The 21,313-nt window shown below is 68.4% G+C and carries 21 protein-coding genes; 7 read left to right on the top strand and 14 right to left on the bottom strand.

Annotated features, from left to right (window positions below):
- Positions 1-20: 20 nt before the first annotated feature.
- Entirely contained in the window at positions 21-536 is a 516-nt protein-coding gene (locus tag ACQ5SP_RS11090; protein WP_430938433.1) for an FxsA family protein, read from the bottom strand.
- 118 nt (positions 537-654) lie between these two features.
- Here ACQ5SP_RS11090 and ACQ5SP_RS11085 point away from each other — a divergent pair, with 118 nt between their 5' ends.
- From ACQ5SP_RS11085 to ACQ5SP_RS11075, 3 genes are read left to right on the top strand one after another with little or no spacing between them, the layout of a single operon-like run.
- Positions 655-1,311, top strand: a complete 657-nt coding sequence (locus ACQ5SP_RS11085; RefSeq protein ID WP_430938432.1) for a Tim44/TimA family putative adaptor protein — start codon at positions 655-657, stop codon at positions 1,309-1,311.
- A complete protein-coding gene (gene mltA / locus ACQ5SP_RS11080; protein ID WP_430938431.1) occupies positions 1,308-2,351 on the top strand; it encodes a murein transglycosylase A in 1,044 nt (347 codons plus the stop codon). The genes ACQ5SP_RS11085 and mltA overlap by 4 nt, the downstream gene beginning before the upstream one ends.
- Before the next feature lie 4 nt (positions 2,352-2,355).
- Positions 2,356-2,973, top strand: a complete 618-nt coding sequence (locus ACQ5SP_RS11075) for a Smr/MutS family protein (protein ID WP_430938430.1) — start codon at positions 2,356-2,358, stop codon at positions 2,971-2,973.
- Positions 2,974-3,003: 30 nt separating this feature from the next.
- Here the strand turns inward: ACQ5SP_RS11075 and ACQ5SP_RS11070 are convergent, their stop codons facing one another.
- The 7 genes from ACQ5SP_RS11070 to rimP all read right to left on the bottom strand — a co-directional run bounded on the left by ACQ5SP_RS11070 (position 3,004) and on the right by rimP (position 11,675).
- Entirely contained in the window at positions 3,004-4,227 is a 1,224-nt protein-coding gene (locus ACQ5SP_RS11070; protein ID WP_430938429.1) for an MFS transporter, read from the bottom strand.
- A gap of 71 nt (positions 4,228-4,298) precedes the next feature.
- Positions 4,299-5,609 carry an ATP-dependent protease ATPase subunit HslU gene (hslU, locus tag ACQ5SP_RS11065; protein WP_430938428.1) on the bottom strand — a complete coding sequence of 437 codons (1,311 nt, stop codon included), beginning with the start codon at positions 5,607-5,609 and terminating at the stop codon, positions 4,299-4,301.
- The gene (gene hslV / locus ACQ5SP_RS11060; protein WP_430938427.1) at positions 5,606-6,166 is read right to left on the bottom strand and encodes an ATP-dependent protease subunit HslV; all 561 of its coding nucleotides are present in this window, start codon (positions 6,164-6,166) and stop codon (positions 5,606-5,608) included. The genes hslU and hslV overlap by 4 nt, the downstream gene beginning before the upstream one ends.
- Before the next feature lie 117 nt (positions 6,167-6,283).
- A complete protein-coding gene (gene infB, locus ACQ5SP_RS11055; protein ID WP_430938426.1) occupies positions 6,284-8,770 on the bottom strand; it encodes a translation initiation factor IF-2 in 2,487 nt (828 codons plus the stop codon).
- The gene (locus tag ACQ5SP_RS11050) at positions 8,767-9,426 is read right to left on the bottom strand and encodes an RNA-binding protein (RefSeq protein ID WP_430938425.1); all 660 of its coding nucleotides are present in this window, start codon (positions 9,424-9,426) and stop codon (positions 8,767-8,769) included. Before ACQ5SP_RS11050 ends, infB begins: the two co-directional genes overlap by 4 nt.
- 24 nt (positions 9,427-9,450) lie before the next feature.
- Complete coding sequence (gene nusA, locus ACQ5SP_RS11045) at positions 9,451-11,100, bottom strand: transcription termination factor NusA (protein ID WP_430938424.1); 1,650 nt, start codon at positions 11,098-11,100, stop codon at positions 9,451-9,453.
- The gene (gene rimP / locus ACQ5SP_RS11040) at positions 11,097-11,675 is read right to left on the bottom strand and encodes a ribosome maturation factor RimP (RefSeq protein ID WP_430938543.1); all 579 of its coding nucleotides are present in this window, start codon (positions 11,673-11,675) and stop codon (positions 11,097-11,099) included. The genes nusA and rimP overlap by 4 nt, the downstream gene beginning before the upstream one ends.
- Before the next feature lie 398 nt (positions 11,676-12,073).
- Between rimP and ACQ5SP_RS11035 the strand changes: the two genes are divergently transcribed.
- Positions 12,074-12,979: a LysR family transcriptional regulator gene (locus ACQ5SP_RS11035; protein ID WP_430938423.1), complete on the top strand. Its 906-nt coding sequence runs from the start codon at positions 12,074-12,076 to the stop codon at positions 12,977-12,979.
- 22 nt (positions 12,980-13,001) lie between these two features.
- On the opposite strand, the gene ACQ5SP_RS11030 is transcribed toward ACQ5SP_RS11035, so the two are convergent.
- The 4 genes from ACQ5SP_RS11030 to ACQ5SP_RS11015 are packed head-to-tail and all read right to left on the bottom strand — an operon-like array spanning position 13,002 to position 15,993.
- A complete protein-coding gene (locus ACQ5SP_RS11030) occupies positions 13,002-13,943 on the bottom strand; it encodes an OmpA family protein (protein ID WP_430938422.1) in 942 nt (313 codons plus the stop codon).
- A complete protein-coding gene (locus ACQ5SP_RS11025) occupies positions 13,940-14,494 on the bottom strand; it encodes a peroxidase-related enzyme (protein ID WP_430938421.1) in 555 nt (184 codons plus the stop codon). Before ACQ5SP_RS11025 ends, ACQ5SP_RS11030 begins: the two co-directional genes overlap by 4 nt.
- Before the next feature lie 39 nt (positions 14,495-14,533).
- Positions 14,534-15,262 (bottom strand): GNAT family N-acetyltransferase, encoded by a 729-nt coding sequence (locus tag ACQ5SP_RS11020; protein ID WP_430938420.1) that lies wholly within the window; start codon positions 15,260-15,262, stop codon positions 14,534-14,536.
- On the bottom strand, positions 15,259-15,993 hold the full coding sequence (locus tag ACQ5SP_RS11015) for a competence/damage-inducible protein A (protein ID WP_430938419.1): 735 nt from the start codon (positions 15,991-15,993) through the stop codon (positions 15,259-15,261). The genes ACQ5SP_RS11020 and ACQ5SP_RS11015 overlap by 4 nt, the downstream gene beginning before the upstream one ends.
- A 46-nt stretch (positions 15,994-16,039) precedes the next feature.
- On the opposite strand from ACQ5SP_RS11015, the gene sfsA reads away from it, so the two are divergent.
- The 3 genes from sfsA to radC are packed head-to-tail and all read left to right on the top strand — an operon-like array spanning position 16,040 to position 18,444.
- A complete protein-coding gene (sfsA, locus tag ACQ5SP_RS11010) occupies positions 16,040-16,768 on the top strand; it encodes a DNA/RNA nuclease SfsA (RefSeq protein WP_430938418.1) in 729 nt (242 codons plus the stop codon).
- A 50-nt stretch (positions 16,769-16,818) separates the two neighbouring features.
- Positions 16,819-17,631, top strand: a complete 813-nt coding sequence (map, locus tag ACQ5SP_RS11005; RefSeq protein WP_430938417.1) for a type I methionyl aminopeptidase — start codon at positions 16,819-16,821, stop codon at positions 17,629-17,631.
- Between the two features lie 60 nt (positions 17,632-17,691).
- Positions 17,692-18,444: a RadC family protein gene (radC, locus tag ACQ5SP_RS11000; RefSeq protein ID WP_430938416.1), complete on the top strand. Its 753-nt coding sequence runs from the start codon at positions 17,692-17,694 to the stop codon at positions 18,442-18,444.
- On the opposite strand, the gene ACQ5SP_RS10995 is transcribed toward radC, so the two are convergent.
- Both ACQ5SP_RS10995 and ACQ5SP_RS10990 read right to left on the bottom strand, forming a co-directional pair.
- On the bottom strand, positions 18,435-19,919 hold the full coding sequence (locus tag ACQ5SP_RS10995) for a substrate-binding domain-containing protein (protein ID WP_430938415.1): 1,485 nt from the start codon (positions 19,917-19,919) through the stop codon (positions 18,435-18,437). The two genes, radC and ACQ5SP_RS10995, sit on opposite strands and share 10 nt — an antisense overlap.
- Positions 19,920-20,024: 105 nt before the next feature.
- Positions 20,025-21,239, bottom strand: a complete 1,215-nt coding sequence (locus tag ACQ5SP_RS10990) for a hypothetical protein (protein ID WP_430938414.1) — start codon at positions 21,237-21,239, stop codon at positions 20,025-20,027.
- Between the last annotated feature and the right edge of the window lie 74 nt (positions 21,240-21,313).

Below are 21,313 nucleotides of genomic sequence, written 5' to 3'. Positions count from 1 at the left end.
CGGCAATCCGGTGGTTGGCCTCAGGGGCGGGTCCAGCCCGATCCGCCGCGGTGGTCCGTGTCGTCCCGGCCCGGCCGGTCCGCGTCTTCGTCGAGCACGGTGTAGTCCGCGTCCACCGTATCCGGATCCCGTGGCGGAGACTGCGGGCCAGCGCGGTGCTGGCCCTGCATCCGGAAGCTGACGCCGCGCGCGACCACGTGACGCCCCGCGAAGCGGATGATCGCGGCGCGAATGGGCGGGATCAGGAAGGACAGGCCCACCGCGTCGGTGAAAAAGCCCGGGGTCAGCAGCAGGACGCCGGCGACCAGGATCATCGCGCCATGGACCAGCGGGATCGCCGGGTCCTGGCCGCGCTCGAGGGCGGTCTGCAGCCTTTGCAGCGCCTGGAGGCCCTGCGTGCGCACCAGGTAGGTGCCCGCGATGGCGGTCAGGATGACGATACCGAGCGTCGGCCACAGCCCGATCGCGCCGCCGACCTGGATGAAGAGCGCGATCTCCAGGATCGGAACCGCCACGAAAAGAAAAAACAACCACATCCGTTGCACCTGCCATTGTATTGCCCGGGGTGAGGTAGACTCGACCCACCCCGTGACTTACATATGTGACGTCTTGCCCGATACAAAACCCCGTTGCCGCGAAAGGGTCCTTACCGAAATGAGTTCCGCTGTCATTCAGCTGATAGTCCTCGCCGGGATCGCCATCTTCCTGATCCTCCGCTTGAAGAGCGTCCTGGGCACGCGAGAGGGGTTCGAGAAACCGCCCCTTGAGGGTCCGTCGCGGCGCGATGCGCGTCGGGATTTCGAGGTGATCGAGGGCGGCGTCGACACCGACATCGCCGATCACGTCAAGGAAGGATCCGATGCCGCCTCGGCCCTGGCCGACATGAAGGCGGTGGAGCCTTCCTTCAACGTGGGGGAATTCCTGCAGGGCGCGCGCGGCGCTTACGAGATGATCCTCATGGCCTATGAGAACGGCAACATGGAAGAGGTCCGGCCATATCTCGCGGCCGAGGTCTACGAGGCCTTCGAGGGCGCCGTCGCCGCCCGCGAGGCCGAGGGGCTCCGCATCGAGGCGAGCTTCGTGGGCCTGCGCGACATCGGCGTCGCCGATGCCAGTTTCGACAAGCAGTCCGGCGAGGCCGAGGTGACGGTGAAATTCACCGGGGAGCTTACCTCGGTCGTGCGGAACGCCGAGGGCGAGATCGTCGAGGGCAGCCCGACCGAGATCAAGCGCCAGCGTGACGTCTGGACCTTCGGGCGCGTCATGGGCACGGACGATCCGAACTGGCAGCTGGTCGCCACGGGTGAATGAGGTGCGCGCGGCTCACATGGCAGTGGGCCGCGGCGGCCGGGGCGGCACTGCTGCTGATGGCGGGCATGGCCGCGGCCGAGCCTGAGATCGAGGTTCTCGACTTCGCGGCGCTCGACGGCTGGGCCGAGGATGACCACCCTGCCGCGCTGAAGGTTTTCCGCGAAACCTGCCCCGACATGGAGGCCCCGGAATGGGGGCCGATCTGTGCGCTCGCGGCCGATGCGGCGGATGCGCGAACCTTCTTCGAGCTCTTTTTCCAGCCGGTGGTCGTGAGCCCGCGGTCGGAGGCGCTTTTCACCGGCTATTACGAGCCCGAGCTCAATGGCGCGCTGGTGCCCGACGACCGCTACCGCTATCCCATTCATGCCCGCCCCGCCGATCTTCCGAACGGCGAGCGCTGGTATACCCGCGCCGAAATCGCCGAAGGCGTGCTGGCTGGCCAAGGCCTGGAGATCGCCTGGCTCGACGATCCGGTGGACGCGTTTTTCCTGCATGTGCAGGGGTCCGGGCGCATCAGGCTGCCCGATGGGCGGGTCATCCGGGTCGGCTACGCGGCCAAGAACGGCCACGAGTATCGTTCCGTCGGGCAGGAGCTCGTGCGCCGCGGCGTCTATGCATCCCACCAGGTTTCCGCCCAGGTGATCCGCAACTGGGTCCGGCGGAACCCGGCGCAGGGACGCGCGCTGCTGAACCATAACCCCTCCTATGTCTTCTTCCGCAAGCTCGACAACGTGGCCGCCGATCGCGGGCCGCTCGGGGCGATGAACCGCCCCCTGACGGCGCTGCGAAGCCTCGCCGTCGATCCCGCCCATACACCGCTCGGCGCCCCGGTCTGGATCGAGAAGGATGGCGTGCAGCCGCTGCGGCGGCTGATGGTGGCCCAGGATACCGGTTCCGCCATCAAGGGACCGCAGCGCGCGGACATCTTCTATGGCACGGGCGATGCCGCGGGGCGCGAGGCCGGGCGGGTGCGTGACCCGGGGCGGCTGGTGGTCTTGCTGCCGATCGAACAGGCCTTTCGCATGGCGTCGGGGGGCTGATCCCGTGTCGCGTCGCAAGGAGCCCCGCCGCCTGACCGAGGATGAACACGCGCTTTGGCAGCGGGTTGCGGACAGCGCCGACCCCCTCCATCCCGAACGGAAGGCGGCCCCGTCCGAACCCGCGGCGCCGCACGCGGTCCGCGCGGAGAAACCGGTGCGCGGCGACCGGGCGGAAACCGCGATCCCCAGCTTCCGCATAGGGGAGCGGGCGGATGGGAAAACCCCCGGCCATGACCTGGCGGCGCCTCTCGGCGATCGCCTGGCGAAGCGCCCCGTGACGATGGACAAGCGAACCCACGCCCGCATGAGCCGCGGCAAGCTGACCCCCGAGGCACGGCTGGATCTGCATGGCATGACGCTCGACCAGGCACATCCGGCGCTGGTGTCGTTCATCCTCTCGGCACAGGCCACGGGGAAGCGGCTGGTGCTGGTCATTACCGGAAAGGGCCGGCAGGCGCGCGACGAGGGGCCGATCCCGGCCAGGCGGGGGCTGCTGAAGCATCACGTCCCGGGCTGGCTTTCCGCGCCGCCGCTCACGCGGGTGGTTCTGCAGGTAAGCGAGGCACATCAAAGCCATGGCGGCAGCGGGGCCTATTACGTGTATCTTCGCAGGCAAAGATAACGAATAAATATTCAGAAAAGGGCCTGCGCCCTATGCGCGTGCGGGCAGAAGCGGGGCGGACCTGCGGACCGCGACCGCGATCAGGATGGCCGCGAGCACGATATAGGCGGCAATTCCGAACATTTGTTCGGGAAAGCTGTAGCCCAGATCGATCAGCCCCCCGGTCAGCCCGGGGCCGAGCCCGGTGCCGAGCACCATGACGGCCGTCGCGGTGGCCTTGATCGCGCCGATATGGCGGGTGCCGTAGAACTCGGCCCAGAAGGCCTGCGGCAGCGCGGAATTCGCGCCCTGCGACAGGGCGAGCAGGGCCATGGCCAGCGCCGCGCCGGCGATGCTCTCGGCAAGGCTCATCACCACCATGCCGGCGGCGAAAGGCAGTTGGTAAAGCGGCATCAGCCGCGCGGTGCCCCATCGATCCAGCGCCCAGCCCGCCAGCACCATCGTCCCGACGCTGATCGCGGTGAAGATCGGGAAGAGCGCCACGAACTCCACCAGGGCCCAGCCCTTGGTCTCGGCCAGGTGGACCTGCTGGAAGAACAGCGCGGTCCCGAAGGCCGGCAGGGACAGCAGCGCGGGAACCGACAGCCAGAAAAGAGGATGGCGCAGCATCTCCGCACGGGTCCAGTGGCGCCCGCCCATCCCGGCGGACTGGCTTGCCGTGCCCATGGATCGGGGCGTGCGCTCCACCCGCAACAGCCCGGCCAGAACCGGGATCGCCAGCAGCGGCAGGCAGGCCGCCACCACCCAGAGCGTCTGCCAGTGAAGGATCGTCATCAGCGCGACGAAGATCATCGGCAGAAACGCCTCGCCAGCCGCAACGCCGAGCGCCGCGATGGAAATCGCCTTGCCGCGGGACGCCACGTACCAGCGCGCCATCGCGACCATGGCGATATGCACGCTCATCCCCTGCCCGCCGAAGCGCAGCGCGAAGATGACCACGGGCAGGAGCCACACGCCGGGTACCGTGGCCATCGCAAGGCAGGCCAGGGCCAGGAACGCCAGCGCCAGCGCGCCGATGCTGCGCGCGCGGAACCGGTCGGTCAGCCCGCCCGCGAAGACCATCACCGCGGCCGAGGCCATGGTGCCCATGGTATAGATGCCCCCCCATTGCCCGTGCGACAGGCCGAAGGTGGCGCGGATCTCGCCGGCGAATATCGAGATGAAATAGGTTTGCCCGAAAGACGAGCAGAACGTCAGAAGCACCCCCGCGGCGAGCCACCGGGCGTTCTGGCGGAGGAAATCGACAAGCGCCATGCGACGCGCATAGGCGCGGGGGCGCGGATGTGCAAGGGGATCCGGCCCGGTGCGCCGGGCCGGGCGGGGGGTCAGAGCACGTAGCGGCTCATGTCCACGGATCGGGACAACGCGCCCAGGTGCTCTTCGACGAAATCGGCGTCGACCGTAATGGCCTCGCCCGCGCGGTCGGGCGCGGTATAGGAAAGTTCCTCGAAGACCCGCTCCATGATCGTGTAGAGGCGCCGGGCGCCGATATTCTCCACCGCCTGGTTCACCTCGGCGGCGATCCGGGCAAGCGCGGCGATGCCGTCCTCCGTGAAGTCGACCGTGACCTCTTCGGTGCCCATCAGCGCCGTGTACTGCCGGGTAAGCGCATTGTCGGTCTCGGTCAGGATGCGGACGAAGTCGGCCTCGGTCAGCGCGCGCAGCTCGACGCGGATGGGCAGGCGGCCCTGCAGCTCGGGCAGCAGGTCCGACGGCTTGGCGATATGGAAGGCGCCCGAGGCGATGAAGAGGACATGATCGGTCTTCACGGCGCCGTACTTGGTGGACACCGTCGTGCCCTCGACCAGCGGCAGCAGGTCGCGCTGGACGCCCTCGCGGCTGACATCGCCGCCCTTGGCCTCGGCCCGGGCGCAGACCTTGTCGATCTCGTCGAGAAAGACGATGCCGTTCTCTTCCACGGATTTCAGCGCGCTGCGGTTGACGGTCTCCTCGTCCAGCAGCTTGTCGGCCTCTTCGGCGATCAGGACGCCGTAGCTGTCCTTTACGGTCATTTTCCGCCGCACGGTGCGCCCGCCGAAGGCCTTGCCGAAGATATCGCCCAGGTTCATCATCCCCATGTTGCCCCCGCCGGGCTGGCCCGGAATGTCGAGCATTTGCATGGGGTTGGAGCTGTCGGCGACGTCGAGCTCTATTTCCTTGTCGTCGAGGTCGCCGTCGCGCAGCTTGCGGCGGAACATCTCGCGGGTCTGCCCGCGCGCATCGGGCCCGGCCACCGCGTCGATGACCCGGTCCTCGGCGTTGGCGTGGGCCTTGGCCTTGACGTCCTCGCGCATCTGCGCGCGGGTCATGGCGATGGCGTTCTCGACCAGGTCGCGCACGATCTGTTCCACGTCCCGGCCGACATAGCCCACCTCGGTGAATTTCGTCGCCTCGACCTTGATGAAGGGCGCGCGGGCCAGCTTGGCCAGCCGGCGGCTGATCTCGGTCTTGCCGACGCCGGTGGGGCCGATCATCAGGATATTCTTCGGATAGACTTCTTCCTGCATCTCGGCATCGAGCTGCTTGCGCCGCCACCGGTTGCGCAGCGCCACCGCGACGGCGCGCTTGGCGTCCTTTTGCCCGATGATGAAACGGTCGAGTTCCGAGACGATCTCGCGCGGGGTCAGGTCGGTCATTGAGAAATCTTCTCCACGGTCAGGTTGCCGTTGGTGTAGACGCAGATATCGGCCGCGATCGCCATGGCGGTGCGGGCGATCTCGTCGGCATCCTTGTCGCTGTCGATCAGCGCGCGCGCCGCGGCCAGCGCGTAATTGCCTCCCGACCCGATGGCGGCCACGTCATGCTCGGGCTCGAGCACGTCGCCCGCGCCGGTGATGACGTACATCTGCGCTCCGTCCGAGACGATGAGCATCGCCTCGAGTTTCTGGAGATACTTGTCCGTGCGCCAGTCCTTCGCCAGTTCCACCGCCGCGCGCTGCAACTGGCCCGGCGTCGCCTCGAGCTTGGTTTCCAGCCGCTCGAGCAGCGTGAAGGCGTCGGCGGTTGATCCGGCAAACCCCGCCACGACCTCGTAGCCGCCGGGCGCGATCCGGCGCACCTTGCGGGCGGTGCCCTTGATCACCGTCTGGCCCAGGCTCACCTGCCCGTCCCCGGCGATCACGACCGCGCCGCCTTTCTTCACGCCGATGATGGTGGTCCCGTGCCAGCCGGGAAAATCGCTCGTCTCGGTCATGCATCCTCCGTCGCTCGGCCCTATATGGCCTTCGCTGCCGCGGGGCACAAGCCGGGGCCGGAAAATGAAAAGCCCCGGCACGGGGGCCGGGGCTGTTCTCTGTCGGACGGGGCCGGATCAGTCGAGCGAGCGTTCGATTTCCTCGCGCTCGAAAATCTCGATCACGTCGCCCTCGCGGATGTCCTCGTAGTTCTCGAAGGCCATGCCGCATTCCTGGCCCATGTTGACTTCCTTGACCTCGTCCTTGAAGCGCTTGAGCGTCTTCAGCGTGCCCTCGTGGATCACGACGTTGTCGCGCAGCAGGCGCACGCCGGCCGAGCGGCGGGCGAGGCCCTCGGTGACGATACAGCCGGCCACCTTGCCGATGCCGGTCACCTTGAAGACCTGCTTGATCTCGGCATAGCCGATGAAGTTCTCGCGCACCTCGGCCGAGAGCAGGCCAGAGGCCGCCGCCTTCACGTCGTCCACCAGGTCGTAGATGACGCTGTAATAGCGGATCTCGACGCCCTTCTGGTTCGCCGCCTGGCGTGCCGGCGCGTTGGCCCGGACGTTGAAGCCCATCACCGGTGCGCCCGAAGCTTCCGCGAGGCCGATATCGGTCTCGGTGATGGCGCCGACGCCGGAGTGCAGGACGCGGACGCGCACCTCCTCGTTGCCGATCTTCTCCATCGCCTGGACGATCGCCTCGGCGGAACCCTGCACGTCGGCCTTCACCAGGATCGGCAGCTCGGCGACGTTCTCGTCTTCCTTGGCCTTGGCCATGAGCTGCTCGAGCGAGGTCGCGGCCCCCGCGGTCGCGCGCTTCTCCTTGGACTGCTCGGTCCGGTATTCAGAGATCTCGCGGGCCTGTCCCTCGGTCTCGACGACGTTCAGGACGTCGCCCGCCTCGGGCGTGCCGTTGAGGCCGAGAACCTCCACCGGCACGGACGGGCCGGCCTCCTTGACGCGCTCGCCGTGGTCGTTGACCAGCGCACGGACCTTGCCCCACTGTTCGCCCACGACGAAGATGTCGCCCTGGCGCAGCGTCCCCTTCTGGACCAGCACCGTGGCCACCGGGCCACGCCCGACGTCGAGCTGGGCCTCGATCACGGCGCCTTCGGCGGCGCGGTCGGGGTTGGCTTTCAGTTCCAGCAGCTCGGCCTGCAGCGCGATATTGTCGAGCAGTTCGTCAAGCCCGGTGCCGTTGATCGCGGACACTTCCACGTCGAGCACGTCGCCGGACATCTTCTCGACGATGACCTCGTGCTGCAGCAGTTCGGTGCGCACCTTGTCCGGGTCCGCGCCCGGCCTGTCGCACTTGTTGATCGCGACGATCATCGGCACGCCGGCCGCGCGGGCGTGGTTGATCGCCTCGATGGTCTGCGGCATGACCGAGTCGTCCGCCGCCACCACCAGCACAACGATGTCCGTCACCTGCGCGCCGCGCGAGCGCATGGAGGTGAAGGCCGCGTGGCCCGGCGTGTCGAGGAAGGTCAGCACGGTCCCGCCATCGGTCGTCACCTGGTAGGCGCCGATATGCTGGGTGATGCCACCGGCCTCGCCCGAGACCACGTTGGCCTTCCGGATCGCGTCGAGCAGCGAGGTCTTGCCGTGGTCGACATGGCCCATGATCGTGATGACCGGCGGGCGCGGTTTCAGCTCTTTCGGATCGTCCTCGACCTGGTCGATCACGTCCTCGACGTCCGAGTCCGAGACGCGCACGACGCGGTGCCCGAATTCCTCGATGATCAGCTCCGCGGTATCGGCGTCGATCGACTGGTTCTGGGTCGCCATGATGCCGTTCTGCATCAGCGCCTTCACCACGTCGGCGACGCGTTCGGCCATCCGGTTGGCCAGTTCCGAGACCACGATGGTCTCGGGAAGCTGCACGTCGCGGGTGACCTTTTCACGCTGCTGGGTGCCGCCCATCGCCTTCTGGCGGGCGCGCTCCTGCTTGCGGCGCATCGCGGCGACCGATCTCTGGCGGCCGCCTTCGTCCGACAGCGCCTGGTTCAGCGTCAGCTTGCCCGACCGGCGGCGATCGCCGCCCTTGCCGGCCTTCTCGCGGCGCGGCTCCTCGGGCTTGCGCTCGGCCTTCTTGGGGGCCTTGCGATCGGGGGCGCGGCCGGGTTCGGCGTCCGGGGCGGGTGCCGCGGGCTGGGCGGCGGCCGGCGCGGGCTCCGCTTCCTTGCGCTCTGCGTCCGCGCGGGCGCGTTCCTCTTCCTCGGCCTTCTGGCGGGCGCGCTCTTCGCGTTCACGCTCCTCGCGCTCCTTGGCCTCGATTTCCGCCTTCTTGCGCGCGCGTTCTTCCTCGCGCTTGCGCTCGTCCTCGGCGCGGCGCTCGGCATCTTCGGCCTCGCGCGCCTTCGCCGCGGCGAGCGCCTTCATCCGGCGCTCCATCTCGGCGTCGGAAATCCCGTCCGGGCGCGGCGCAGAGGGCGAGGGGCCTTTCGTCTGCTGGCCGCCGCCGGACTTGGCCGCGGCGCCGGGCTTCGGCGTCACCACGCGCTTGCGCTTGGTCTCGACCACGACGGATTTCGTGCGGCCGTGGCTGAAGCTCTGCTTCACATGGCCAGACCGCGGCCCGCCGCGAAGACCCAGGGGTTTCTTGTCCTTGTCGCTCATACGTCTCCAACACCTTTTTCGCCCGGCCGCGTATCGACCGGACGGCTCGTAACCGAGCTCGTCGTTCCGCGGACGCCCGAGAGCCGCGCGGCTTCCTCTACAACACGTGTTGCGAGTCCGCCAGTCATCAGGGCCGCATGTATCACATGTTCACGCCCGAATGCCAAACCGATTTCTGCGGCGCTCAGGCAGGTGACATGCGTGTTTTCGCCCGGTGGCGGGCGCAGTTTCGTCTTGCCCCGCTCCGAGCCGTCCGCGGCCTGGATCAGGGCGACGGCCTCGCCGCTCGCGAGCGCCGCTTTCGTCTTCTCGAAGCCAGCGACCGCATCGCCGGCTTTCCGGGCCATCGAGAGCAATTCGATCACCCGCCGGGCCAGCAATTGTTCGACCCGCTCGGCGAGATCCGCGGGCACGGTCACCCTGGCCCGCGCCGCGCGTGGGAAATGGCCCTTCCGCACGGCCTTTTCAAGCGCTGCCCGGTCGGCCGAGACCCAGATCCCGCGTCCCGGCAACTTGCCGGCGATATCGGGCACGATCTCGTGGCCGGGACCGACGACGAACCGGATCAGCCCCGTCGCAGGTTGCGACCGGCCCGTGGCGATGCAGCGCCGTTCGGGCCCTTCGTCCCGATCCTTATCCCGGCCGCCGCGTGTCACGCGCGCCTCCCGCGGGCCTGCGGCTCAGGCTCCGGCCTCCTCGGTTGTCGTGCCGTCGCCGGGCGCGGACGCGTCGCCGTCCTCGGCGCCGTCTTCGCCGTCTTCCGCGCCGGCCTCGAGATCGGCCAGGTCGACCCAGCCAAGCTGGACGCGCGCGGTCATGACGAGGTTCTGCGCCTCTTCGAGCGAAACGTCGAATTTCTCGAGCAGGCCCTCGTCCTTGACGCGCTCGCCGTCAACGGTGGTCCAGCCGCCGGCGAGTTCCCAGTCGGCGCAGGTGGCGAAATCCTCGAGGGTCTTGATGCCGTCCTGGGCCAGCACCTCGATCATCTGGGGGGTCAGGCCGTCGAATTCAACCAGGCTGTCCTCGACGCCAAGCTCGCGCGCATGGTCCAGCGCCTTGCGGTTGATCTCTTCGAGGCATTCCCGGGCGCGGGTCTGAAGCTCGTTCGCGGTGTCCTCGTCCACCCCGTCGATCACCAGCAGCTCGTCGATATCGACATAGGCCACCTCTTCGAGCGTGGCGAAGCCTTCGGAAACGAGAAGCTGGGCGAAGAATTCGTCCAGGTCGAGCGTTTCCATGAACATCGACGTGCGCTCGGCAAATTCCGCCTGGCGCTTCTCGGACTCCTCGGTCTCGGTCATGATGTCGATGTCGAGCCCGGTCAGCTGGCTGGCCAGGCGCACGTTCTGGCCACGCCGCCCGATCGCGAGGCTGAGTTGCTCGTCGGGCACCACGACCTCGATGCGCTCGGCTTCCTCGTCGAGAACGACCTTCGACACCTCGGCCGGCTGAAGCGCGTTCACGAGGAAGGTCGGCTGATCCTCGTTCCACGGAATGATGTCGATCTTCTCGCCCTGCAGCTCGTTGACCACCGCCTGCACGCGCGAGCCGCGCATGCCGACGCAGGCGCCGACCGGGTCGATGCCGCTGTCATAGGAGATCACGGCGATCTTGGCGCGCGAGCCCGGGTCGCGGGCCACGGCCTTGATCTCGATGATGCCGTCGTAGATCTCGGGCACTTCCATCTTGAACAGCTCGGCCATGAATTCCGGCGCCGTGCGGCTCAGGAAGATCTGCGGGCCGCGGGTCTCGCGGCGGACATCCTTGATGAAGGCGCGGATGCGGTCGCCGTTGCGATAGCTCTCGCGGCCGATCTTGTCGTTGCGGCGCAGGATCGCCTCGCCCCGGCCGACATCGACGATGATGTTGCCGTATTCCTCGCGCTTGACGACGCCGTTGATGATGGTGCCGATGCGATCCTTGAATTCCTCGTACTGGCGCTCGCGCTCGGCGTCGCGAACCTTTTGCAGGATCACCTGCTTGGCCGACTGCGCCGCGATCCGGCCCATCTCGAGCGGCGGCAGCTCGTCGATGATCTCGTCGCCGACCTGCGGATCGTCCTTGAAGGCGCGCGCGTCCTCGACGGTCATTTCCTGGAAGTGGTTTTCCACCTCGTCGACCACGGTCCGCACCCGGGTCATCGTCAGGTCGCCGGTCTTGCGGTCGATATGGGCGCGGATGTCGAGCTCCGAGCCGTAGCGGGACTTGGCGCCGCGGGCCATGGACTCTTCCATCGCCTCGATCACCAGTTCGGGCTCGATCATTTTCTCGCGCGCGACGGAGTCGGCGATCTGGAGAAGTTCCAGGCGGTTTGCGCTCGTGATGCTCATTTCACATCCTCTTCCGGGGTGTCGTCCGTTTCGATTTCGTCATAGGCGCCTTCGTCCAGGCCCTGGGCCTTGCGCTGGCGCAGCATTTCCGTGATCAGGTCGTCGGTCAGCACGAGTTTCGCGTCCGACAGCCAGTCGAATTCCAGCCCGATCGTGCCCTCGGCGACGTCGATCAGGACCTCGTCGTCCTCGACGCCGCGCAGCACGCCCTTGAAGCGGCGGCGCCCGTCGATCAGCTCGGAGGTCTCGAGCTTGGCCTCGTAGCCGGCCCAGTCGTCGAAATCCTTGAGCCGGGTCAGGGGCCGGTCGATTCCGGGGCTCGACACCTCGAGCGTGTAGTGGTCGTCGATCGGGTCCTCGACATCCATCACGGCCGAGACCGCGGTGGAAATGCGCGCGCAATCATCGACCTCGATGCCGCCCTCGGGGCGTTCGGCCATGATCTGCACGGTCTTGGTCTTGCCGCCCAGAAGCCGCACCCGCACGAGCTCGAATCCAAGCCCCTCGATGACGGGCTGAACGATCTCGGCCAGGCGCTGGTCGATGGCGGCTTTCGCGACGAGGTCTGCCACGATTCCTCCGATGAAACGGGTCAAAACAAAAAAACGGGCCCGCGGCCCGTTCGAACTTGTCCGGTGGGACCGGGTTTTGGACGCCCGATCGCCGCTGTTGAGAGCGATATAGGACGAGTCCCGGGGAAACGCAAGCCTTCGCGGTGCAAATCGCGCCGGCCGCGCCCTGCCCGCGTTTCGGGGCGAAAAAACCCGGGCGGGCCATGAGGCGGATGCCGCGGCTTGCGGACCGAATGCAGGGCCGTTGGTCCCGCAAAACAAGGGTTCCGCGCCCGGGCGCCGTTTCCTCCGCTTCCACAGTGCACGGCGAAGGCCGCTACATTGTCTGTTCCGTTCCCAATTCTTGCCCCAATCGCGGGGCATCCATGGGCCAGATTGTTCGCGTACCTGAGGAAGGTCGTATGGATCGACTGACAGAAATGGAAGCCTTCGCGACCGTGGTGGACCAGGGCGGGTTCACCGACGCGGCCCGGAAGCTCGGAATATCGAAATCGGCCGTGTCGAAGCATGTCTCGGCGCTGGAAAGCCGGCTCGGTGCCCGGCTGCTGAACCGCACCACGCGACGCGTCAGCCCCACCGAGATCGGGCTGGCCTATTACGACCGGGCGCGCCGCGTTCTGAACGACGCCGGCGAGGCCGACGCGATGGTGACGGCCATGCAGGACGCGCCGAGCGGCCTGCTCCGCGTGTCCGTCGCCACGGATTTCGGGGTGAATCACCTGTCGCCGGTGCTGGGGGATTTCCTGCTGCGCTATCCCGAAGTCACGGTGAACATGGTTCTCAACAACCGCCATGTCGAACTGATCTCCGAGGGCTACGACCTGTCGATCCGGGTCGGTGAGCTCGAGGACAGCTCGCTGCGGGCGCGCAAGCTGACCGAGACCAACAAGCGGCTTGTCGGTGCGCCCTCCTATTTCAGACAGTACGGGCGGCCCAAGCGGATCGACGACCTGACCGAGCACAAGCTGCTCCATTACACGAACCAGTCGAGCGGGAATGTCTGGAAGCTGACCTCGCCCACCGGCGAGAAACGCCAGGTCCGGGCGTCGGGCTGGCTGACCGTGAATGACGGCCAGTCGCTGCTGAACGCCGCGGTTTCGGGCCTGGGGATCGCGTACCTTCCGAGCTTCCTCTACGCCGACAAGATGGCCGAAGGCCTGATCGAGGAGGCGATCCCGGAGCTGCCGGTAGAGACCCAGTCGATCTACGCGGTCTATCCGCCCGGGCGCTACACGCAGCCCAAGGTGCGCGCGATGATCGACTTTCTCGTCGAGCACTTCAAGGACAAGGGCCCCGAAACCTGGTAGAGTTCCCTGTGCGTTGGTGCACTTACTGGGTCGAGGTGATAACCACCTCGACCCTTCTGTTTTTGGCGCGGCCGGTATCGGTCTCGTTGCTGGCCACCGGGGCCAGGTAGCCGACGCCCTGCGCGTCGAGCCGCGCGGGATCGATGCCGTAGCGCCCCACCAGCCGATCGAGCACCGAGGTCGCGCGCTTCCTCGACAGCGCGACATTGCCGTCGAGCGATCCGGCGAAATCCGTGTGGCCGACCAGCGCGATGCTGTGGCCGGGGTTGGCCTCGAGATATTGCGCCAGCGCGTCCAGCGAGGCGTAGTCGTCGCCGGCCAGCTCCGCCGATCCAACGCCGAAGTCGAGGTCCGAAAGCACCGCGACGCCGGCATCGTTCAGCTGCGCGGCAAGCGATCCCGCTTCGATCGGCCGGGTCGCATCCGACTTGGTCGACTTGGCGACGATCTCGGCGGCCTTCTGGTCATCGGCGATGCGGGTGATCTGCACGTAGCCGGACTCGAGGCTGCGGCTGACCATGAGCCCGACATAATCCGGCTTGCCGTTCGTGACGCGGCGCGCGGCCAGGTAGCGGAAATCACCCAGGTCCACATGCATCTCGGGCTCGGGGATCAGGTCGACCGCGAAGCGGAAATCGAAACCGCCGCATCCCTCGGTCTCGCATTCGAAGAGGATGCTGAAGCCCTTGTCCGTCAGCTGTTCGCGCAGCGTCGACAGCAGCTCCAGCGTGCTGAGCTGCGGCGTGGCGGTGCGCCAGGCGGCCTGGCGGATCGTGCCCTCGGCGCGGATGGTCTCGAGACCGGAGTCCGCATAGGGGCCCACCGGCAGACGGTAGCTGGCGGCACCGACGATTTCCTCGGCGCTCTGGCTGGCGGCGCCCGGGAAATCGAGCGCCAGGTCGGCCGAGGCAGGCAGCGGGCAGGCCAGGGCCGCAAGGGCCAGTATGCGGGCGGTCCGGGTCATCTGTGCGCCCCGTGATACGCCGGATTGGGTTGCATATCCGTTGCCGAGGCAATGCGGTTCGTCATGTTGAAGAACCCGGCCACCGCCGCGATATCCCAGATGTCGCGGTCGCCGAACCCGGCCGCGCGCAGGGCGGCCCGGTCGCTTTCCTCGATCCGGCTGCTGGATTCGGTCAGCTTGGCCGCGAAGTCGAGCATCGCGCGCTGACGCGGGTCGAGCGGGGCGACGCGGTAATTCATGACCAGGGCCTCGCCCAGGACCGGGTCGCCCGACAGCTGACGCACCGCCGCGCCATGGGCGGCCTGGCAGTACCAGCAGCGGTTGATCGAAGAGACCACGACCGCGATCATCTCGCGCTCGAGCTTGCTGAGCCCGCTGTCGGAGAGCATCAGGTCGTTATACATCGCCGTGAAGGCGTTAAGCTTGTCGATGTCGAAGGCATAGGCGCGCAGCACGTTGGGCACGAGGCCGAGCTTTTCCGCGCATACCTCGAAATACCGCCGCGTGTCGTCCGGCAAGGGATCGACCGGCGGCAAATCAAGTGCCGTCACCTTGGATTGTTCTTCCGTCACCTGCCTACGGCCCCCGGCTTACCCGGATTGTTTCGTTCGGTAGTGGTAATTATCCACAGAACGCAGCCCCAGGCCAGAAAAGAGCCGCTGTGCCGGCAGGTTTTCGCCTGTTGTGACCGCTGAAAACCACGCTGCATCATGATCTTGCGCCCATTGCGCGGCGCGACCCAAGATGTTCCGTGCCGCACCGCGCCGGCGAAAGGCCTCCGGCACCTCCAGCGCGTGCAACATGGCGATATCCTCGTGGATCGCGACGAAGCCGACGCCGGCGGGCCGGTCATGGGTGCGCGCGAAGAGACATGTCCGGGGCCCCTGCGCCCGGGCCATCACCGCCAGGCGTTCCGGTCCGATCCCGCCGGCGGCCCACATGTCGCGCATGATGGCAAGCGGCGTTTCGACGGTGAAGCAGGCCATCGGGTCGGGGGCGGCCGCGGCAACGGTCGCGACCGGGGCCAGGAAGACATGCACCGGGTCGACGACGGCATAGCCGCGCTCCGCGAGCAGCCCGTCCAGCGCCGTATCGCCGCGCCGGATCATGAAGAGCGGGGCCTGTCCCATGTCGCGCATGGCGCTTTCCGCCCGGTCGATGTCGTCGCCGGTGACGGCGCCCTCCGCCGTGGCCGCGGAAACGCGCTTGCCGCCGCCATCCCCGCGCCGCAGCGTCCAGGGGCCCAGCCGCCGGAATTCCGCCGCGGGCCAGGTGGCGTCCAGCGCCGCGAAAAGGCGGGCGTGGTCGGGCGTGCTCATTCCTCCACCGCGCCGGGAAACTTGGCGGCCAGCACCGCCAGCGCCGCGCCGATGCGCGCGTCGTCGGTGCCGCGGATAACGATCCGCGTGCCGTAGACCTGCCCCGCGATGAAGGGGTAGGAGCCGAAAGAAAGATCCGCGTGATCGCCGACCACCCCGTTGAGCACGGCCGCGACCTCGCCCTCGGGCTCGTCCACGCGCAGGGTCCGCGAGATCAGGGGCGCCCCCCCGGTCAGCGTCGGCAGGACGGATGCGACCATCGCCTCGAAAACCGACGGCACGCCGGCCATGACATGCACGTTGCCAAGCGAAAAGCCCGGCGCGGCCGAGACCGGGTTCTCGATCAGCGCGGCGCCGTCCGGGATGCGCGCCATGCGCAGACGCGCCGCGTTCAGGTCGCGCCCGGTCTTGGCGTAATGCTCGGCCAGGATGGCCCGGGCGTCTGCGCGAACATCGACACCCACGCCGAAGGCCGCCGCCACCGCGTCGGCGGTGATGTCGTCATGGGTCGGCCCGATGCCCCCCGAAGTGAAGACGTGGTCGCAGCTCTCCCGCAGCGCGTTCAGCGCCGCGACGATCCGCGCCTGCACGTCCGGCACGACCCGCACCTCCGCCAGGTCGATGCCCGCCGCGGTCAGGCGCCCCGCGAGATGGTGCATGTTCGCGTCCCGCGTCCGGCCCGAGAGAATCTCGTCGCCGATCACCACCATCCCCGCCGTCGGGTTGCCCATCGTGCCGCTCCTTGCCTGCCATGCGGGACAGGTATAGGTCCGCGCCATGCGCTTTCAAACCCCTCTCGTGCCGGCCCGGCTGATCCGGCGCTACAAGCGGTTCCTGGCCGATATCCGGTTCGCGGACGGGACCGAGGCCGTCGCCCATTGCCCCAACCCCGGCGCGATGCTCGGGCTGGCCGATCCTGGCGCCCGCATCTGGGTCGAGCCCAACGACGATCCGAAGAAGAAGCTGAAATTCTCGTGGAAACTCGTGGACCTCGGCGGCGGCCATTTCGCCGGCATCGACACCGGGGTGCCGAACCGCGTCGTCCGCGCGGCGCTGGAGCATCGGGCGGTGCCCGGGCTCTCCGGCTATGACAGCGTCCGGCCGGAAGTGAAATACGGCCGGGGCAGCCGGGTCGACTTCCTGCTCGAGGGGCCGGCGGGCGCCACCTATGTCGAGGTCAAGAACGTCCACCTGCGCCGTGACGGCAGCTGGGCGGAGTTCCCCGACTGCGTCACCGCCCGCGGCGCGAAGCATCTCGCCGAGCTGTCCGACATGGTGGCGGCCGGGCATCGCGCGGTGATGCTCTACCTCGTGCAGCGCACCGATTGCGACGCGTTCCGGCTTGCCGGCGATATCGACCCGGCCTACGCGGCGGCGTTCGATCTCGCGCGGGCGGCGGGCGTCGAGATGCTGGCCTTCGGCACGCGGATCGGCACCGATGGCGTCGGTTTCGCGGCCCCCCTGCCCGTCGATCCGGCACAGCAGGCACGGCCCCCACTGGCATAGCGGCGCATTTCGCCTTATCTAGGGCGCGAAATCAACGAAGGAGCGACCCCGTGGACGACCGGCACCGCGGCAGAGTGACGAAAGAGGGCATCCGCATCCACGAGGCGGCGGATTTCGACGGCATGCACAAGGCAGGGCGGCTCGCCGCCGAGATCCTCGACGATCTCTGCTACGTCGTGCAGCCCGGCGTGACGACGGCGGCAATCGACCGCGTCATCGAGGACAAGGTGAACGCGGCGGGCGCGAAATCGGCGACCATCGGCTACAAGGGCTACCGGCACGCCTCCTGCATCAGCGTCAATCACGTGGTCTGTCACGGCATTCCCGGCGACAAGGTGCTGAAGGACGGCGATATCCTGAACATCGACGTCACGGTGATCGTCGACGGGTGGTTCGGCGACACCAGCCGGATGTATGTCGCCGGCAAGCTCAGCCGCAAGGCCGAGCGCCTGATCCAGGTGACGCACGACTCGCTGATGAAGGGCATCGAGGCGGTCAGGCCGGGCAACACCTTCGGCGATATCGGTCATGCCATCCAGGCCTATGTCGAGGCCCAGCGCATGTCGGTGGTGCGGGACTTCTGCGGGCACGGGCTGGGCCGGGTGTTCCACGCCCCGCCCAACGTCCTGCATTACGGCCGGCCCGGCACCGGACCCATCCTCGAGGAGGGCATGTTCTTCACCATCGAGCCCATGGTGAACCTGGGCCGCCCCGAGACCAAGGTGCTGGCCGACGACTGGACGGCGGTGACCCGCGACAAGAGCCTCTCGGCCCAGTTCGAGCATTCCGTCGGCGTGACCGCGGACGGGGTAGAGATCTTTACCCCCTCGCCCGCCGGAAAGTTTCATCCGACCTGGGGCTGACGCGGCGTCGCCCGCCGGGGTTTAACGGTCCATTAACCGGAATCGACGGAGCGTCGGCCCATGAGTCCGCCGCCCCGCCAGTTCTCCGAGGCCCCGCTGCCCGGATTCGAGCCGGTTCGGACCCGGCGCCGGGCCGGTCCCGAACCGCACCAGGTCGCGCATCGCAAGCGGTTGCGCGCGCGCTTCATGCAGGGCGGCGCCGAGGCCATGCCGGATTACGAGTTGCTGGAACTGGTGCTGTTCCGCGCGATTCCGCGCCGCGACGTGAAACCGCTGGCCAAGCAACTGCTGATGGAATTCGGGGATTTCAACGCGGTGCTGGCGGCCCCGTCCGCGCGGCTGACCGCCCTGCCCGGTGTGGGCGAGTCGGTGATCCAGGAACTCAGGATCGTCGCCGCCGCGGCCGAGCGCATGGCGCGCGCCCGCGTGCTCGACCGCGCCGTCATCGCCAGCTGGGACGCGTTGCTGCATTACTGCCGGACCTGCATGGCCCATCGCGAGACGGAACAGTTCCGGGTGCTCTACCTCGACCGCAAGAACATCCTCATCGCCGACGAGCAGCAGGCCAGCGGCACGGTGGACCATGTGCCGGTCTACCCGCGCGAAGTGGTCAAGCGCGGGCTGGAACTCAGCGCCTCGGCGCTCATCCTCGTGCATAATCATCCCTCGGGGGATCCGACCCCGTCGGAGGCCGATATCCTCGTGACGCGGCAGATCGTCGACGCGGCCGAGGTGCTTGGGCTGACGGTGCACGATCACCTGGTGATCGGCAAGGGCCGCGAGTTCAGCTTTCGCGCCGAGGGTTATCTCTGATCGGCGAGCCAGACCTCGACCCGCCGGTTCAGCCGCCGTCCCCAGTCCGAGTCATCGCAGGCAATGGGCGAGAGCTCTCCGAACCCGACGGCGCGGACCGCCAGCCGCGACGGCTCGCCATCGCCCGCCGCCGCAAGCACGGCGTCGCGCGCGGCGGCCGCCCGGTCCCGCGAAAGCCGCAGGTTGACCGCCGCGCCGCCGGCAGAGTCCGAGAACCCCGCGAAGATCAGCGTCTTGCCGTCATAGCGGCCGGCCGCGATCCGGTCGCCCAGAAGCCGGACATTGACCTCTGCCCGCGGGTCGAGCGTGGCCGTGCCGTCCTCGAAGCGGAACCCGGCCGACAGCCGCTGCGCCTGGCCGCGCGTGGCGAGCATCTCGCGCAATTCCGCAAGACCGGTTTCGGCATCGAGGGCGGTCACCGCCTTGGCCAGCCGCTGACCGTCCCGGCCGAGCGGCACCGGCGTGACCGCCTGCCCGACGAATCCCGTGGCCGGCACCAGCGCCTGCGCGGCCTCGGTTTCGAGATAGGCCAGCAACTGGCGCGCGAAACGGGGCAGCCGGCGCGCGGGCGTATAGACCCGGAGCCGTTCGGTCAGGGGATAGTCCTCTGCCTTGATCGCCGCCGGATCGGGCGCGATGCGAAAGCCGCACGCGCCCGCGATGGCCAGCGGCCTGGCATTGCCGATCTCGGAATAGCTGACGAGCCCGATGGCAAAGGGATCGGCGGCCACCCGGTCCGACAGGGCCGGGGCCGAGGGCGCGTAGGACAGGTGCGGCCCGGCGGTGATGCCGCCCGCCCCGGGGAACCGCGCCGCCAGCAGCCGCGTCTGCCCCGCACCGCCCGCGCGGATCACGGGGATGACGGGGGCGTCGGGCCCGCCCAGATCGCGCCAGTTGCGGATCTCGCCGCTGAAGATCGCCGACAGCTCGGCCACCGTCAGGGCCGTGACCGGGTTCTCCGGCGCCACGACCGCCACCAGCGCGTCGAGTCCCACGATCCGCGCGCGGCGGGGGTCGGTCAGCTCTCCGATCCCGGCCTCGCGGGCCATCCCGGCCTCGGCCGCGGTGACCGGGCGCAGCGCAAGCGCGAGGTCGGCTTCGGCGGCGACCAGGTCGGCGATCCCCTCGTCCGTGGTGCTGGCGCGGATCGCGATCTCGGCCACGGGCGTGCCGTCGCCGGCCCGGAGCGCGTAGCTGAAATGGGTCTCGTCGTCGATCCGCTTGACCGCGGTCAGGCCGTGCTGGCGGGCATAGCCCTCGATGAAGGCGGGCATCAGCACCAGCCCCATCTGCCGGGCACCCGAGATCGCCACCCGCGCGACGGCATCCCCCGGGCCGGGACAGCCCGGACCGCTGCACCGGACGCCGTCGGCGGCCAGCGTCATCGGCCCGTAGCGCGTGTCGATGCGGTAGAACTCACCGTCGTATTGCAGCAGCGTGCCCGGCAGGCTGAGACTGCCGTCGCGCGCGGTCAAGGTGACGTCCTGGGCGCGGAGCGGCGCGGCCGAGAGACTCAGTACAAGGACGGCGAGCGCCGCCAAACGGGAAAACAAGGGTCGCACCAGGGGTTCGGATCAGGATCAGTTCCGGGCGATCTTCAGGTCTGGGACGGCGTTTTTCAAGACGAGAGGCTCCTTGCCGCCGCAGGGCGGCAGCGCAAAGCGCAGGCCGACATCCGAGTTCTCGGCGCCCGGTGCCCGGATCAGCGTCATGGCGTCGATCTCGACGGCGCAGTCATCGTCCTCCGCGCTGGCCTCGACTTCCATGCGCACGGTGCCGGCGGGTGTCCAGTCGGTCATCGGCAGGGTGTAGACCTCGGCCATCATCGGGTCGGCCACGTCGGGATCGCCCAGCACGGTCAGGAAGCCGCCGCCGACCCGCACGGCATGATCGGCGCTGCGCGCGTTGCCGGCCCAGACATGGCCGGTATCGGTCCCGGTCGCGCCGAATTCGAGCGCGTGCAGATCGAGATCGGCGGACCCGCGCCATTGCAGCGCCACGCGCTGGATCCTGTCCATGTCCGGGACATGGGTGACGATGGATGCGGTCTGACCGCTGGGCAGGCGGGCCACGATCCTTGCCTGCCGGGCCATCGCGGGCACGAGGACATGGAGCCCGCCATAGATATTGGTCCGCGACGCGACGGCCAGCCCGTCATGGCTGATCTCGACGCGCGAGCGCGGGTGGCAGGGCGCATCCAGCGTGACCGAGACCAGCGCGCCGGGCCGGACCGAGGCCGCCAGCGAGATCGAACAGGGCATGCCATAAGGGCTCAGCGCGCGCTGGGCGTCGCTGATCGGGCGCGTCGGGTCGAACTGCAGCGCCGCGACGCGCGCGGGCAGGCCGGACATGCGGTCGGGCAGGGTGGCGGCGGGCAGCATGACGTCGCGGGGCAGCATCAGCGCGCCGCCCTCGGGATCGAAGGTCAGGATCGGGTCGACCTTGTCGGCCAGATCCGCCGGCGAGTCGATGATCGACCCGGTTTCGATCTGGCTCAGGTCCAGCATGGTCGGGCTGCGGCGCGGGTTCGGATCGGTCATGTCGCCGGTGCGGATCCCGGCGCTGTCCGGAACGGCCGGCTGGCGGACCTGGCCCGCGGCGGTCTCGCGGGCGGTCCCGGCCTGGCGGGCCTGCGCCTCGACCTGCGGGGCAGAGGTGTCGGCCACGAATTGCGGCTGATCGGCCATCCGCGCCAGGAAGGCGATGGCCGCGTCGCCGTTCTGCGAGACGTTCGTCATCGCGACGGCGAAGAAGACCCCTGTCAGGATTGCCAGCTTGCGCTCGGAAAGGCGCATGTTTCGACTCCAGATCCAATTCCGCGTTGGGTCCAGTATGCCGATAACAATCGGAGAAGAGATTGAAACAATTT

Origin of the sequence: Rhodovulum sp. YNF3179, from assembly GCF_050586465.1 — a bacterium.
Taxonomy (GTDB): Bacteria; Pseudomonadota; Alphaproteobacteria; order Rhodobacterales; family Rhodobacteraceae; genus CAJXYS01.
Note: the sequence above shows the minus strand (reverse complement) of the source record. Positions and strands in the feature narration are given on the sequence as shown.